Below are 15,352 nucleotides of genomic sequence, written 5' to 3'. Positions count from 1 at the left end.
TTCCTGCGCGCGGCATCCGTCGCGGCGCTCCCCGAATTCCATGGAACGCCCTCTGCAGTCATCGCGGAGGTGTGATCTGTTGCTGTCGAAGGTTCTCTCATGAAGCTCTCCCCGGCCCTGGCCAGGAACAACATCCTGTCCGGTCTGACCGTCGCGTTCGCGCTGGTCCCCGAGGCGATCGCCTTTGCCGTGATCGCCCACGTCAATCCGCTCACCGGCCTGTATGCGGCCTTCATGATGTGCCTGATCACCGCGGTGCTGGGCGGCCGCCCGGGCATGATCTCGGGCGCCACCGGTGCCATCGCGGTGGTGATCGTGGCGCTGGTGGTTCAGCACGGCGTGCAATACCTGTTCGCGGCCGTGGTGCTGATGGGGCTGCTGCAGCTGTTGTTCGGCGCGCTGCGGCTGGGCAAGTTCATCCGCATGGTGCCGCACCCGGTGATGCTTGGCTTCGTCAATGGCCTTGCGATCGTGATCTTCCTGGCCCAGCTGCCGCACTTCCAGCAGCACGGGCAATGGGTGTCCGGACAGGCACTCTGGACCATGCTGGGGCTAGTGGCGTTGGCGATGGCGATCATCTATCTGCTGCCGCGCCTGACCCGCTCGGTGCCCTCGGCGCTGGTGGCGATCCTGGCCATCGCCCTGCTCACCAACGTTGCAGGCATCGAGACGCGCACGGTCGGCGACCTGGCTTCGATCAAGGGCGGCCTGCCCAGCTTCCATCTGCCGGACGTGCCGTGGAACCTCGCGACGCTGCGCATCGTGTTCCCCTACGCGCTGATCATGGCCACGGTCGGCCTGATCGAGTCGCTGCTCACGCTCAACCTGATCGACGAGATGACCGACACCCGCGGCAAGCCCAACCGCGAATGCCTGGCGCAGGGCACCGCCAACGTGGTCACCGGGCTGTTCGGCGGCATGGGCGGTTGCGCGATGATCGGCCAGAGCATGATCAACGTCGGCGCCGGCGCCACCCACCACCTGTCCGGCGTGGTGGCGGGACTGGGGCTGCTCAGCTTCATCCTGTTCGGCTCCAGCCTGATCGAGCGCATCCCGCTGGCCGCATTGATCGGCGTGATGTTCGTGGTGGCGGCCAAGACCTTCGAATGGGGCAGCGTGCGCGTGCTGGGCAAGGTGCCGCGCGCCGACGCGCTGGTGATCGTGGCGGTCACGGTGGTCACCATCTTCACCGACCTGGCGGTGGCGGTGGTGCTGGGCGTGGTGATCTCGGCGCTGGTGTTCGCCTGGGAGCATGCCAAGCAGATCACGGTGCGCACCCGGATAGAGGTCGACGGCAGCAAGGTCTACGAGCTGGAGGGCACGCTGTTCTTCGCTTCGGCCAAAGGCTTCCAGAACCTTTTCTCGCCAAAGGACGACCCGGCCGAAGTGGTGGTGGAGTTCGGCCGAGCCAGGGTGATGGACCACTCGGCCATCGAGGCGATCGACGCTTTGGCGGAGCGTTACCAGAAGCGCGGCAAGCGCCTGCACCTGAGGCACCTGAGTACGGACTGCGCCGAATTGCTGCTCAAGGCCGGCAGCATGGTGGAGGTCGATCCCGGGCAGGATCCGCACTATCACCTGGCCGACGACCGTCTGGGCTGACTTGCGCTGACTCCTACAAAAAACGGGGCCGACGGCCCCGTTTTTGTCACGCCATGTTGCTGGCGGCGAACTCCCAGTTCACCACGTTCCAGAAGTTCTCCAGGTACTTCGGACGGGCGTTGCGGTAGTCGATGTAGTAGGCGTGTTCCCAAACGTCGCAGGTGAACAGCGGCTTGTCGCTGCCGGTGATCGGCGTGCCGGCGTTGGAGGTGTTGACGATGCCCAGCGAGCCGTCCGGACGCTGCACCAGCCAGGTCCAGCCGGAGCCGAAGTTCGTGGCGCCCATCTTGGCGAACTCTTCCTTGAACTTCTCGACCGAGCCGAACGCCTTGTTAAGCGCGTCGGCCAGCTTGCCGGTGGGCTCGCCGCCGCCGTTGGGGCCCATCGAGTTCCAGTAGAAGGTGTGGTTCCAGGTCTGCGCGGCGTTGTTGAAAATGCCGCCGGAGGACTTGCGGACGATCTCTTCCAGCGCCATGCCCTCGAACTCGGTGCCGGCGATCAGCTTGTTGAGGTTGGTCACGTAAGCGGCGTGGTGCTTGTCGTGATGGAACTCCAGCGTCTCGGCGGAGATGCTCGGCTCCAGCGCGTTCTTTTCGTAAGGCAGGGGGGGAAGTTCGATCGCCATGAGGGACTCCTTGGGCTTGCGGCTAAAGGGAACCGGGGCAGGGCCGCCGGGCGGCAGGCCGTGCTCGGCTGATACACTTGTGGTCCTGCACGCATTGTAGAACTCCCCAGTTATGGACGTTAACGAGCGAATCAAGGCGGTGCTCGCCGAGCACCCGATGGTTCTTTTCATGAAGGGCACGCCGCAGTTCCCGATGTGCGGCTTTTCCAGCCGCGCCGCGCAGGCGCTGAAGGACGCCGGCGCCACCTTCCATGCCGTCAACGTGCTGGCCGAACCGGAGGTGCGCGCGGCGCTGCCGCACTTCGCCAATTGGCCCACCTTCCCGCAGCTGTTCATCCACGGCGAGTTGATCGGCGGTTGCGACATCGTCGAAGACCTGAAGTCCTCCGGCGAACTGGCGCGCATGGCCGCCGACGTCAACGGCGCGGTGGGCGCATGACGCTGCCGATCGCCCGCCTGCCGCAGGACGCGATGCCCGCGGCCGACAGCCTGGCCGGCCGCGTGGTGCTGGTCACCGGCGCCTATGGCGGCCTGGGCCGCGCGGTGTCGCTGGCCGCGGCGCGTGCCGGCGCCACCGTGGTGATCACCGGCAAGCGCAAGCGCCAGCTGGAGCAGCTCTACGACCTGATCGTCGCCGAGCAACTGCCCGAGCCGGTGATCCACCCGCTGGACATGGAGGCGGCCACGCCGCGCGACTACGAGACGCTCGCCGACGGGCTCGGGCGCGACCTTGGCCGGCTCGACGGCATCGTGCACTGCGCCGCCAGTTTCGGCGGGCTCACCCCGATCACCATGCACAAGCCGGACGAATGGCTGCGCACGCTGCACATCAACGTGTCCGCGCCCTTCGCCCTGACCCAGGCCTGCCTCCCGTTGTTGACCAAGGCGGCGGACGCCGCGGTGGTGTTCGTGCTGGACAACCCCGACCTGGTCAACCGCGCGCACTGGGGCGCCTATGGTGTATCCAAGGCGGCGCTGGAACGGTTCGTCGAGATCCTGCACCAGGAGACCGACACCACCGCCGTTCGCACCCATGCATTGCTGCCGGCGCCGATGCGCACGGCGCTGCGCCACCTGGCCTATTTCGGCGAGGACCCGAACACCCAGCCGCTGCCCGATGCGGCGGCCGCGGCGGCGGTGTGGCTGTTGGGGCCGCAAGGGGCGGCCGCGCGCGGCGCGATGCTGGATCTGCGTCTGGCCTGATTGCCGTTTCTGCGGGGGAAACCTACCCCACCCCAACCCTCCCCTTGAAGGGGAGGGGCCAGATAGTTGCGCCTTGAAGCCCCACCGCCATGCCCGGGCAACCCGTGCGTGGCATCCTGTCCCCCATTCACCACCCGAAGGAGCCCATCCATGGAAGCGCAGATGACCACCCTGTCGGCGGGCATCCTGCTGTTCCTGATCATGGATCCGCTGGGCAACATCCCGTTCTTCCTGAGCCTGCTCAAGCACGTGCCGCCCAAGCGCCGGCGCGTGGTAATGATCCGCGAGCTGCTTATCGCGCTGGGTGTGTTGCTGGGCTTCCTGATCGGCGGCCAGCACATCCTCAAGGTGCTGCAGCTCAAGCAGGAGTCGATCAGCATCGCCGGCGGCATCGTGCTGTTCCTGATCGGTATCCGCATGGTGTTTCCGCCGCCTGAGGGCGGCATCTTCGGCAAGCCGGGCGAGGGCGAGCCGTTCATCGTGCCGATGGCGATTCCCGGCGTGGCCGGTCCCTCGGCGATGGCCGCGCTGCTGCTGCTGACCAACACCTCGCCCGGACGCACCGCCGACTGGGCCATCGCGCTGCTGCTGGCGTGGCTGGCGACGTCGGTGATCCTGCTGTCTTCCACCTACCTGTTCCGCTGGTTGGGCGAGAGCGTGCTGACCGCGCTGGAGCGCGTGATGGGCATGCTGCTGATCGCGCTGTCCGTGCAGATGTTCATGGGTGGCGTGGCGGCATTCCTGCATATGCAGATCTGAGGGAACGCACCTCGTAGGGTGGGCTTCAGCCCACCATCCTCGATGGCGGCACAGAAGCGGTGGGCTGAAGCCCACCCTACGACGCTCCGCTGCAAACCGTGCGCGTGCGCATGTTTGTGCGTCGGCGGCGTTCTGGTGCCGTCGTGCTGCTGTCATACTCGCCTCCCAGCATGGGCGAAGCACATCAGGAGACGGTCATGCTCAGCGTTGAACGGTCGCTACTCGAACGCCTGCCATGGCTGGCGCAGCACCCGCGGATCCGCCGCCCGGTGGCGGGCCTGCTCGGCCGCCTGGCCGACGAGGCGGGCTTCAACCGCGTGCTCGACGCGGTGGGCAAGGTCGAGGGCTTCGATTTCGTCGAGCGCGCACTCGATGTGCTCGGCGCGAGCTACCACGCCAGCCCGCGCGAGCGCGAGAACATCCCGGTCGACGGCCCGCTGCTGGTGGTGGCCAACCATCCGCTGGGCATGGTCGACGCGCTGACCCTGCTGCACCTGGTCGGTTCGGTGCGGCCGGACGTGCGCATCCTGGGCAACGACTGGCTGGCCTCGATCGAACCGCTGCGGCGCCTGCTGTTGCCGGTGGACGTGTTCGGCAAGGGCGCCGCCTCGAAGATGCGCGACATCTATCGCGCGCTGGAGCAGGGCGAGGCGTTGATCGTGTTCCCCGCCGGCGAAGTGTCCCGCATGGGTCCCGGTGGCGTGCGCGACGGCGCCTGGTCCGATGGTTTTGCGCGCCTGGCCAAGCGCAGCGGCGCGCCGGTGCTGCCGGTCCACGTGGCCGCGCGCAACTCGGCCATGTTCTACGGCCTGTCCATGCTGGCCAAGCCGCTCAGCACCGCCATGCTGCCGCGCGAGGCCGTGGCGCCGATCCATCGGCGGATCGGCTTCAGCGTGGGTGCGCTGGTCAGCGCGGAAGAATTGCTCGAGCGCAGCGGCGGCTCGCCCGAGCAGGCGGCCAAGCTGATGCGCCGGCACGTGTACCGCGTCGGCCGCCGGCGCGGATTGATCTTCGGTGGCCAAGTGCCGCTGGCCCATCCGGAACCGGCCGAGCGGGTGGCCGCCGAGTTGCTTGCGCAGGGCGAGAAGCTGGCCGAGCTCAGCGACGGCAAGCAGGCGTGGCTGTTCAAGGGCGCCGCCGACAGCACCGTCTTGCGCGAGATCGGCCGCCTGCGCGAACTGACCTTCCGCAAGGTGGGCGAGGGCACCAACGCGCGCCGCGACCTGGACGCCTTCGACCCGCACTACGAGCACCTGGTGCTGTGGGATCCGGCCGCCTTGCGCATCGTCGGCTCCTACCGTTTCGGCCACGGCGGGCGGCTGATCGCCGAGCGCGGCCCGTCCGGGCTCTACACCTCCAGCCTCTTCAACTACTCCCCGGCGCTGGAATCGCGCCTGGCGCAGGGGCTGGAACTGGGCCGCAGCTTCATCGCGCCGGCCTACTGGCGCTCGCGCGCGCTGGACCAGCTGTGGCAGGGCATCGGCCTGTACCTGCAGCGGCATCCGGAGCTGCGCTACCTGTTCGGCCCGGTGAGCATGTCGGTCAGCCTCCCGCGCGAGGCGCGCGAGTGGATCGCCGCGGCCCATCAGCACTACTTCGGCGCGCCGGGGCTGGCCTCGGCGAGGCAGCCATTCGTGGTCTCGCCCGATGTCATCGGGATGGTCCGCCGCGCGCTGGAGGGGCTCGACGCCCACGCTGGCCTGGGCCAGCTCAAGCATCACCTGGACGCGCTGGGCGTGAGCCTGCCGGTGCTCTACCGCCAGTACGTCGACCTGGTCGACCCCGAGGGCGTGCAGTTCCTGGATTTCGGGGAGGATCCGGGTTTCTCCGGCTGCGTCGACGGCCTGGTGATGCTGGACCTGGCGACCCTCAAGCCGGCCAAGCGCGCGCGCTACCTGGGCAGGAACAGTGCGTGAATCGCCCCCTGCAAAGGGGTGATTCGGACGCCGTCTTGTCATAAACTATCGTTAAGTTTGCTTAACAACTGGTCGGTAGATGGGGTGGCCCCATCGCTGCTGGACGATAGCTGCGCCAAGAAGTTAGGGGAAAGAACACACGCGAGAACGCCAGCCTGGCTCATGCCCGGCAACGGTGTGTTTTTGTCCCGACATCGAATTTTTCCGTTGCAAACCAATACAGGTCGATATAACGATGAATAGTCCTATTCGTGCCAAGGCCCTGCCGTTTGCCATCGCCACGTTGCTGGCGGTCGGCGCGGCTCCTGCCATCGCGCAGAACGTGACCTCCTCCGCCGTGACCGGCCAGGTGGTCGACGCCTCCGGCCAGCCGGTGGCCGACGCCACCGTGCAGATCGTGCATGAGCCTTCGGGCACCACCAAGGTGGTAACCACCGACGCCGCCGGCCGCTACACCGCGCAGGGCCTGCGCGTGGGCGGTCCGTTCGACATCACCGCGACCAAGTCCGGCATGGCGCAGGGCGAGCAGGACGATGTCTACCTGCAGCTGGGCCAGACCTCCGCCGTCAACCTGACGATGGCCGCGGTCGAGGCGCAGAACCTGAGCGGCGTGACCGTCACCGCCTCGGCGCTGATGACCACCTTCTCGCCCGACAACAAGGGCACCGGCACCAACGTCTCGCACCGTGAGCTGGTCGCCACGCCGTCGCCGAGCCGTTCGATCACCGACATCGCGCGCCTCGATCCGCGCGTCTCCATCACCGATCCGGGCGACAGCTCGATCTCGATGATGGGCATGAACAGCCGCTACAACTCGATCAGCGTCGACGGCGTCGGCCAGGGCGACCCCTTCGGCCTGAACTCCAACGGCCTGCCGTACGTCGGCTCGCCGATCTCGGTCGACACGATCGAGGAGTACAACATCTCCACCGCCAACTACGACGTCACCTCCGACGCCGTGGGCGCGAGCATCGACGCGGTCACCAAGTCCGGCACCAACGACTTCCACGGTTCGGTCTACTACGCCTACCGCAACGCCGACAAGCTGGTCGGCGAGCTGGATGACGAGCCGTACAACGGTTACAAGCGCGACTGGACCGCGGGCGCCACGCTGGGCGGCCCGATCGTCAAGGACAAGCTGTTCTTCTTCGTCAACTACGAGCAGGAGAAGACCATCGGCCTGGGCGCCGACTCGGCCAACGGCCTGGATACGAGCCTGGGCAACGGCCCATCCACCGACAACAAGGTCTCCCCCGGCGACCTGCAGCGCATCATCAATGCCGCCAACGCGCTGGGCCTGACCCCGGGCACCTTCAGCGGCGGCAACGTCGACCTGGAAGACAAGCGCTACCTGGCCAAGATCGACTGGAACATCTCCAACAACCATCGCGCCAGCCTGACCTACCAGAGCACCAAGGAAACCCAGCCCATCGTGCAGGGCAACAGCTCCAGCGCGATCGGCCTGACCAGCTACTGGTACACCAAGAACAGCGACACCAAGAACACGGTGCTGCATTTCTTCGACGACTGGACCGAGAACTTCTCCACCGAGGCCAAGATCGGCTACCAGCGCTTCCAGCAGGAGCGTTCGGTCAACACCCAGCAGCCGCAGGTCTACGTCGACGTGACCCGCTTCGACAACGACGACGGCACGCAGAGCGGTGGCCGTCCTTACGTCGACCTGGGCGAGGACCAGTACAGCCACTACAACGTGCTGGACGTCAAGACCTGGCGCGGCTTCCTGGCCGGCACCTACTACCTGGCCGACCACACCCTCAAGGGCGGCGTCGACTTCCAGCAGAACGAGATCTACAACCTGTTCGGCCGCACCCAGTTCGGCGCGTACACGTTCTACGGCATCGACAACTTCGAGCAGGGCATCTACGGCGAGTACAACCTGTACCAGCCGGCGCCGGGCTACACCCTGGACGACGTGGCCGCCCAGTGGACCATGCGCCAGTACGCCTTCTTCCTGCAGGACACCTGGCAGGCCAGCGACAACCTGTCGCTGCAGTACGGCGTGCGCGTGAACCTGGCCAAAACCAATGACAAGCCGGTGTACAACCCGGCCTTCGAAGAGGCCTTCGGCTACCGCAACGACGCCACCATCGACGGCATGCGCGTCGTCGAGCCGCGCTTGTCGTTCAACTACAGCTTCGACACCGAGCGCATGACCCAGCTGCGTGGCGGCGTGGGCCTGTTCCAGTCGAACCCGCCGACGGTGTGGGCGACCAACCCGTACCAGAACAACGGCATGACCACGGCCACCTACCAGGTTTTCAACGACGAAGGGCTGGTGCCGGGCGCGGGCAACACCCTGCCGGTGTTCAGCGCCGACCCGTTCAACCAGAACCTGCCGCCGCCGGCCGGTGCGCAGATGAACGTCGACACCATCGACCCGAACTTCAAGCTGCCGTCGGTGTGGAAGTTCAGCCTGGCGCTGGACCGCGAGCTGCCGTGGTGGGGCATCGTCGGTTCGGCCGAGTACCAGCACATCGACGTGCGCAACGGCATCCTGTACCAGAACATCAACATCGGCACGCCGACCGGCCTGCTGCCGGATGGCCGCAACCAGTACTGGGCCACGCCGGGCGAGGAGTCCAACTCGCGTGACGCGCGCGCCAACGCGAACGACGACTTCTCGGGCAGCTCGACCTACCTGACCAACACGCACAAGGGCCATGCGGACAGCCTGACCCTGTCGCTGAAGAAGCCGTTCTCGGAATCGTGGTTCGGCAGCGTGGGCGTGACCCTGGGGCACTCGACCGAGGTCAACCCGGGCACCTCCAGCCAGGCCAGCTCGAATTTCAAGAACAATGTGTGGGTCAATCCGAACGAGGACGTCGCCTCGACTTCCAACTACAACGTCGGTCGCCGGGTCACGGCTGCCCTGACCTGGCAGCATCGTTTCTTCGGCAACTACGCCACCAGCGTCAGCGCGTTCTACGACGGCCATAATGGCCAGCCCTACAGCTGGACCTTCGGCAACGACGCCAATGGCGACTCCTACGCCAGCGACCTGGTGTACATCCCAGCGGTGAACGACACGAACGTCACCTTCGCCGAGGGCACCGATCCGGCGGTGATCCAGCAGTTCTACGATTTCATCCAGAACGACAGCTACCTGAGCGATCACCAGGGCGAGATCGCCAAGCGCAACGGTACGCGCTCGGCGTGGGTTAACCAGGTCGACCTGAGCTTCCGTCAGGAAATCCCGGGCATCTTCGAGGGCAACAAGGGCGAGATCCGCCTGGACATCTACAACTTCCTGAACATGCTCAACAACGACTGGGGCCAGGTCAGCTACATCGGCTTCCCGTACACCCGGGATCTGGCCGACTACGCGGGCGTGGACGCCCAAGGTCGCTACATCTACGACCTGCCGACCGACGAGGACGGCAACTACCAGCCGGAACAGAAGATCATCTACGACGCCGGCCGCAACACCAAGACCAGCGTGGTTTCCCGCTGGTCGGCGATGCTGACGGTGCGTTACAGCTTCTGATCCTGCCGTTTGCACCACCAAGAGCCGGCGCCCGCAAGGGCGCCGGCTTTTTTATGCGTCGGGATTTCCCGGACCTCGAACGACCACATGTTCGAAATCCCCTGCAGGAGCGCCCTTGGGCGCGACCGCCGTCCCGGTCGCGTCCAAGGACGCTCCTACAGGGAACAGGCGGCCGATCAGCCGCCTGTTCCGGCTTGACCGTGCCGCGCGCCCGCGGGAAGCTAGGCGGTCCGCCACGGCGCCGGCATCAGGCCGGACACCGTCAGCGGCAGGAGATTCACCCATGAACGACACCCACGCCGGCCATGCCGGCAAGCCCGTCACCGTCAGTGCGCGCATCTCGCCGGCGGGCGGACTGGACATCCTCTCGCGCAACGAAGTCGCCCGCCTGCGCGACGCCAGCGGCTCGGGGCTGCACGCCCTGTTGCGCCGCTGCGCCCTGGCCGTGCTCACTTCCGGCAACATCAGCGACGACCCGCGCTCGATGTTCGAGCAATACCCCGATTTCGACATCCAGGTGCTGCAGCAGGATCGCGGCATCAAGATCGAGCTTTCCCACGCCCCGGCGCAGGCTTTCGTCGACGGCCAGATCATCCGCGGCATCAACGAGTTGCTGGTCGCGGTGGTGCGCGACATCGTCTACGTGTCCACGCAGCTGGAGCAGGGCGGTTTCGACCTGGACGATACCGTCGGCATCACCCACGCGGTGTTCGAGATCCTGCGCAACGCGCGCATCCTCAAGCCGCACATCGACCCCAACCTGATCGTTTGCTGGGGCGGCCACTCGATCTCGCGCGAGGAATACGAATACACCAAGGCCGTCGGCTACCAGTTCGGCCTGCGCGGCATGGACATCTGCACCGGCTGCGGCCCGGGCGCCATGAAGGGGCCGATGAAGGGCGCCACCATCGCCCACGCCAAGCAGCGCCGGCGCAACAACCGCTACATCGGCATCACCGAGCCGGGCATCATCGCCGCCGAATCGCCCAACCCGATCGTCAACCAGCTGGTGATCATGCCGGACATCGAGAAGCGCCTGGAGGCCTTCGTCCGCATGGCGCACGGCATCGTGGTGTTCCCCGGCGGCGTCGGCACGGCGGAGGAGATCCTCTACCTGCTCGGCATCCTGCTGCACCCGTCCAACGCCAGCATCCCGTTCCCGCTGATCTTCACCGGGCCGAAGCAGTCGGCCGCCTATTTCGAGCAGATCGACCGATTCCTGCGGTTGGCCCTGGGCGACGAAGTGGCGCGGCACTATCAGATCATCGTCGACGATCCGGCCGCCGTGGCGCGCGCGATGGTCAAGGGCATCGACAAGGTGCGCAACCACCGCCTGGATACCAAGGACGCGTTCTTCTTCAACTGGGCGCTGGATATTCCGTTCGCTTTCCAGTTGCCGTTCCGCCCGACCCACGAGGCCATGCGCGCCTTGGCCCTGCACCGCGGCCGGCCGCAGCACGAACTGGCCGCCGACCTGCGCCGCGCGTTCTCCGGCATCGTCGCCGGCAACGTCAAGGAAGAGGGCGTGCGGGCGATCGAGGAGAACGGCCCGTTCGACATCGACGGCGAAGCCGACATCATGCGGGCGCTGGACGCCCTGCTGCAGGCCTTCGTCAGCCAGCACCGCATGAAACTCCCCGGCGGCTCCGCGTACGTGCCGTGCTACCGCGTGCGCGCGGAAGGCAAAGAGGCCGCTTCGCTCGCTTGACAGGCCGCGCGTCGCTATTCAAACTACGCAGCTCGCCCCGCCCGAATAGCTCAGCTGGTTAGAGCACTTGACTGTTAATCAGGGGGTCGTTGGTTCGAGTCCAACTTCGGGCGCCATATGCGAAAAGGCCTTGCAGCGATGCAAGGCCTTTTCTTTTTTGCCTGCCGGATCGTTCGTCCCCATGCCTGCATGGTGCGTGCAGACAAACTCCCTCTTCCCGGCCCCGCCGGGGCAGAGGGGGAGGCCTTCTGTCACCGCGCCAAACGAGCGCCGAGGAAGCTCAATCGCCACTCCGCGCAGCCGGCAACTGGCTCGCTAACATCGCAAACAGCTTGTCCGAGGGCGCACCCACGGCAACCAGCAGATCACCCTCGGGACTACGCACGAGACATGCCGAGACGCCCGCGCTTTCCAGGTGCCGCTGCGCCGCGGCAAGCAGCGGGCCGGCGTCAGGCGGCGGCTTGGGCGGTGAGGGAGGACGGTGGCCGTTGTCCCCGAAGGCCATGAGGCACCTCGAACATGGGAATGTTCGGGCCGTTGTGTCACCCACCCCGTGAACAGCCGGTATAGCGACGTAGGGTGGGCTTCAGCCCACCAGTCCTGACGCCGCGTAGCCCGCTCGTAAGGCGGGCTTCAGCCTCGCTGGATCTGGTGCGTTGGGCCATGGTGGGCTGAAGCCCACCCTACGAACAGGCTTCGGCCTTCTCGCCCCTCGGCCGGCTCCCGCGCACCCGGCCCGAGTTCGATACCACCACGCCGAGCGGTTCCTGCCTGCCCCCGGGCGTGCAGAAAACCAGGGTGAGATTGCTGCCGCTGGCGCTGCCGTCGGGCAGGAATGCCACGTGTTGCCGCGAGACGCTGCTCTGGATCAGCAATCGCGTGTGCCCGTCGCCCACGCGCAGCGGCGCGTCGTCCGGCTGGTTGTCGCGATCCCGGTCGACGCCGACCAGCCAGCCACTGTCCCAGCGGCTCTCGTCGCTGCAATGCACCCGGTCGCGCGTGGGGCAGAACAGCACCCGCGCCCGCAACAGCACCGCCTCGCCACGCGCAAAGCCGAGCCCCTCGAGAAAATCCATCTGCGCGGACTGCACCCGCCCACGTCGCACCAACCCGGCCAGCGACGGGCTGGCGATACCGGCCAGAATCGCCAGGATCGCCACCACCATCACCTGTTCCACCAGCGTGATGCCGCGCGCACTGTCGCGCCTGCTTCCCAGCGTCCCTGCCATGCCGTCGCTCCCTGCGAGGAGCCGGCATCATCGGACGCGGGGCCGGCCGCCGGAAGCAGCCTGAACGCCTTCGGCCGGTCAGTCTGTGCTGACAGAGCCTGTCAGCAGGGCGCCTTTAAGATCGGCCCATCCGCCCGCATATCCGTCAGCCATGACCGACCGTTTCCAGCTCGTCTCCCCGTACAAACCCTCCGGCGACCAGCCGCAGGCCATCGCCAAGCTCAGCGAAGGCTTCGAGGCCGGCCTGGCCGCGCAGACGCTGCTGGGCGTCACCGGCTCGGGCAAGACCTACACGATCGCCAACGTGATCGAAAAGGTGCAGCGCCCCACCATCGTGCTGGCGCCGAACAAGACGCTGGCCGCGCAGCTCTACGGCGAGTTCAAGGAGTTCTTCCCCAACAACGCGGTGGAGTACTTCGTCAGCTACTACGACTACTACCAGCCCGAAGCCTACGTAGTCGCCTCGGACACCTTCATCGAGAAGGATTCCTCGATCAACGACCACATCGAGCAGATGCGCCTGGCCGCCACCAAGGCGCTGCTCTCGCGGCGCGACGCGATCATCGTGGCCACCGTCTCGGCCATCTACGGCCTGGGCGATCCGGAGGACTACCTCTCGCTGCGCCTGATCCTCTCCACCGGCGAGCGCATCGACCAGCGCAAGCTGATCCACCAGCTCACCGAGCTGCAGTACACCCGCAACGAGATGGAGCTGCGCCGCGGCACCTACCGCGTGCGCGGCGAGATCGTCGATGTGTTCCCGGCCGAATCGGAAACCGAGGCACTACGCATCGAGCTGTTCGATGGCGAGGTGGAAAAGCTCTCGCTGTTCGACCCGCTTACCGGCGAGACCGTCCGCAAGGTCCAGCGCTATACCGTTTACCCGCGCACCCACTACGCCAGCACGCGCGAGAGCGTGCTCAACGCCCTCGAGACCATCAAGGTCGAGCTCAAGGAGCGCCTCGAACAGCTCTACAGGGACAACAAGCTGGTCGAGGCGCAGCGGCTGGACCAGCGTACCCGCTTCGACATCGAGATGATGGCCGAGGTCGGCTTCTGCCAGGGCATCGAGAACTACTCGCGCCACATGACGCGGCGCGGCCCAGGCGAGCCGCCGCCGACCCTGTTCGATTATCTGCCGCCCGACGCGCTGCTGGTGGTCGACGAATCGCACGTCACCGTCCCGCAGCTCGGCGCCATGTACAAGGGCGACCGCTCGCGCAAGGAGACCCTGGTCGAATTCGGCTTCCGCCTGCCCTCGGCGATGGACAACCGCCCGCTGCGCTTCGAGGAATGGGAACAGCGCGCGCCGCGCACCATTTACGTCTCCGCCACCCCGCGCCACTACGAGCTGGAGAAGTCCGGCGACGCCGTCACCGAACTGGTGGTGCGCCCCACCGGGCTGGTGGATCCGGAAGTGGAAGTGCGCCCGGTGCGCACCCAGGTCGACGACCTGCTCGGCGAAGTGCACAAGCGCATCGCCATGGGCGACCGCGTGCTGGTCACCACGCTGACCAAGCGCATGGCCGAGAACCTCACCGAATACCTCTCCGAACACGACATCAAAGTGCGCTACCTGCACTCGGACATCGAGACCATCGAACGCAGCGAGATCATCCGCGACCTGCGCCTGGGCGAGTTCGACGTGCTGGTCGGCATCAACCTGCTGCGCGAAGGCCTGGACATGCCCGAGGTCTCGCTGGTGGCGATCCTGGACGCCGACAAGGAAGGCTTCCTGCGCTCCACCGGCTCGCTGATCCAGACCATCGGCCGTGCCGCCCGCAACGTGCGCGGCAAGGCCATTCTCTACGCCGACGAAGTCACCCGCTCGATGCAGGCCGCGATGGATGAAACCGCCCGCCGCCGCGAAAAGCAGATCGCCTACAACGAAGCCAACGGCATCACCCCGCAAACCGTCGTGCGCCGCATCGCCGACATCATGGAAGGCGCCCGCGCCGAGCCCGCTGGGCGCGGCAAAGGCAAGGCCGCCAAGGGCGCGCGGGGCAGGGCGGTCGCCGAAGGCGCCGGCGAGTACGCCGGCCTGACACCCGTGCAGGCCGCCGCCGCAATGAAGAAGCTCGAAGCGCAGATGTACAAACACGCGCAGAACCTGGAGTTCGAGGACGCCGCGAAGCTGCGCGACCAGATCCACAAACTGCGCGAGCAGACCCTCCAAAGCTGAGCCCGGCGCCGCTCCGAGCTCCCTCTCCTTCCGGGGAGAGGGCTGGGGCGAGGGGCCGCCCTGGCCTCGGTCCCACCCACCCAAAAAGCTTGGCATCCCCGCCCGCCCTTGCTAAACTTCGCGGCTCTTGGGCGGTTAGCTCAGCGGTAGAGCACTACCTTGACATGGTAGGGGTCACAAGTTCGATCCTTGTACCGCCCACCAAGAACTAACCTGTTGATCTAGCAGGTGGAAAAGGGGAATCCGAGAGGGTTCCCTTTTTCATTTCTCCCTAGAGAACATTCACAAAATAAGCCCCTCGTTCACAGGGGTCAATGTGCACGGTGTCTTTGGCAAGCAAAGACGTATGCCTGTGCACAGGGCTATGTGTGCACATCCATAGCTAAGCTCCTGTCTCCCTTAGAGTTAGCCCTACCTAGTGAAGGTAGGGACACACTGAGCGTGTGTCCTGTCGCTTCGCTCCAGCGTCTACCGCTGAGCTAACCGCATACCCTTGCGACGTCCCCCCGCTTTCAGTAGCGGTCGGGTTTAGAGTCCGGGGTTGATCGTATCTGTCTTTGCCAGGCGCTGTGCATAGGCCGCAGGCGTCATGCCTCCCAAAGCCTCCTTGGGTCTCTCCTCGT

Annotated in this window: 10 protein-coding genes and 2 tRNA genes; 10 read left to right on the top strand and 2 right to left on the bottom strand. The window is 66.3% G+C overall.

Going from position 1 to position 15,352, the window contains the following annotated elements:
- The first annotated feature begins 99 nt into the window (after positions 1–99).
- Positions 100–1,602 (top strand): SulP family inorganic anion transporter, encoded by a 1,503-nt coding sequence (locus tag OSC30_RS08030; RefSeq protein ID WP_267171332.1) that lies wholly within the window; start codon positions 100–102, stop codon positions 1,600–1,602.
- Positions 1,603–1,648: 46 nt separating this feature from the next.
- Here the strand turns inward: OSC30_RS08030 and OSC30_RS08025 are convergent, their stop codons facing one another.
- Positions 1,649–2,227: a superoxide dismutase gene (locus OSC30_RS08025; RefSeq protein WP_267171331.1), complete on the bottom strand. Its 579-nt coding sequence runs from the start codon at positions 2,225–2,227 to the stop codon at positions 1,649–1,651.
- A gap of 112 nt (positions 2,228–2,339) precedes the next feature.
- Here OSC30_RS08025 and grxD point away from each other — a divergent pair, with 112 nt between their 5' ends.
- From grxD to OSC30_RS07990, 7 genes are all read left to right on the top strand, one after another.
- Complete coding sequence (gene grxD, locus OSC30_RS08020) at positions 2,340–2,666, top strand: Grx4 family monothiol glutaredoxin (RefSeq protein ID WP_267171330.1); 327 nt, start codon at positions 2,340–2,342, stop codon at positions 2,664–2,666.
- Positions 2,663–3,430, top strand: coding sequence for an SDR family NAD(P)-dependent oxidoreductase (locus OSC30_RS08015; RefSeq protein ID WP_267171329.1), 768 nt, complete (start codon positions 2,663–2,665; stop codon positions 3,428–3,430). The genes grxD and OSC30_RS08015 overlap by 4 nt, the downstream gene beginning before the upstream one ends.
- A gap of 162 nt (positions 3,431–3,592) precedes the next feature.
- Positions 3,593–4,189, top strand: coding sequence for a YhgN family NAAT transporter (locus tag OSC30_RS08010; RefSeq protein WP_267171525.1), 597 nt, complete (start codon positions 3,593–3,595; stop codon positions 4,187–4,189).
- A 197-nt stretch (positions 4,190–4,386) separates the two neighbouring features.
- Positions 4,387–6,105, top strand: coding sequence for a bifunctional ornithine lipid synthase OlsF (gene olsF, locus OSC30_RS08005; protein WP_267171328.1), 1,719 nt, complete (start codon positions 4,387–4,389; stop codon positions 6,103–6,105).
- A gap of 235 nt (positions 6,106–6,340) precedes the next feature.
- Entirely contained in the window at positions 6,341–9,610 is a 3,270-nt protein-coding gene (locus OSC30_RS08000; protein ID WP_267171327.1) for a TonB-dependent receptor, read from the top strand.
- Positions 9,611–9,893: 283 nt separating this feature from the next.
- Positions 9,894–11,318, top strand: a complete 1,425-nt coding sequence (ppnN, locus tag OSC30_RS07995) for a nucleotide 5'-monophosphate nucleosidase PpnN (protein WP_267171326.1) — start codon at positions 9,894–9,896, stop codon at positions 11,316–11,318.
- 39 nt (positions 11,319–11,357) lie between these two features.
- Positions 11,358–11,434: transfer RNA gene (locus tag OSC30_RS07990), tRNA-Asn, on the top strand.
- A gap of 567 nt (positions 11,435–12,001) precedes the next feature.
- Here OSC30_RS07990 and OSC30_RS07985 read toward each other — a convergent pair.
- Entirely contained in the window at positions 12,002–12,547 is a 546-nt protein-coding gene (locus tag OSC30_RS07985; protein ID WP_267171325.1) for a GspH/FimT family pseudopilin, read from the bottom strand.
- Between the two features lie 151 nt (positions 12,548–12,698).
- Between OSC30_RS07985 and uvrB the strand changes: the two genes are divergently transcribed.
- Positions 12,699–14,729, top strand: coding sequence for an excinuclease ABC subunit UvrB (gene uvrB / locus OSC30_RS07980; RefSeq protein WP_267171324.1), 2,031 nt, complete (start codon positions 12,699–12,701; stop codon positions 14,727–14,729).
- 129 nt (positions 14,730–14,858) lie between these two features.
- Positions 14,859–14,933 (top strand) — tRNA-Val (locus OSC30_RS07975).
- The last annotated feature ends 419 nt before the right edge of the window (positions 14,934–15,352 follow it).

This window comes from Frateuria hangzhouensis (assembly GCF_026410505.1).
Lineage (GTDB): Bacteria > Pseudomonadota > Gammaproteobacteria > Xanthomonadales > Rhodanobacteraceae > Frateuria_A > Frateuria_A hangzhouensis.
This window is presented reverse-complemented; position numbering and strand designations above follow the sequence as displayed.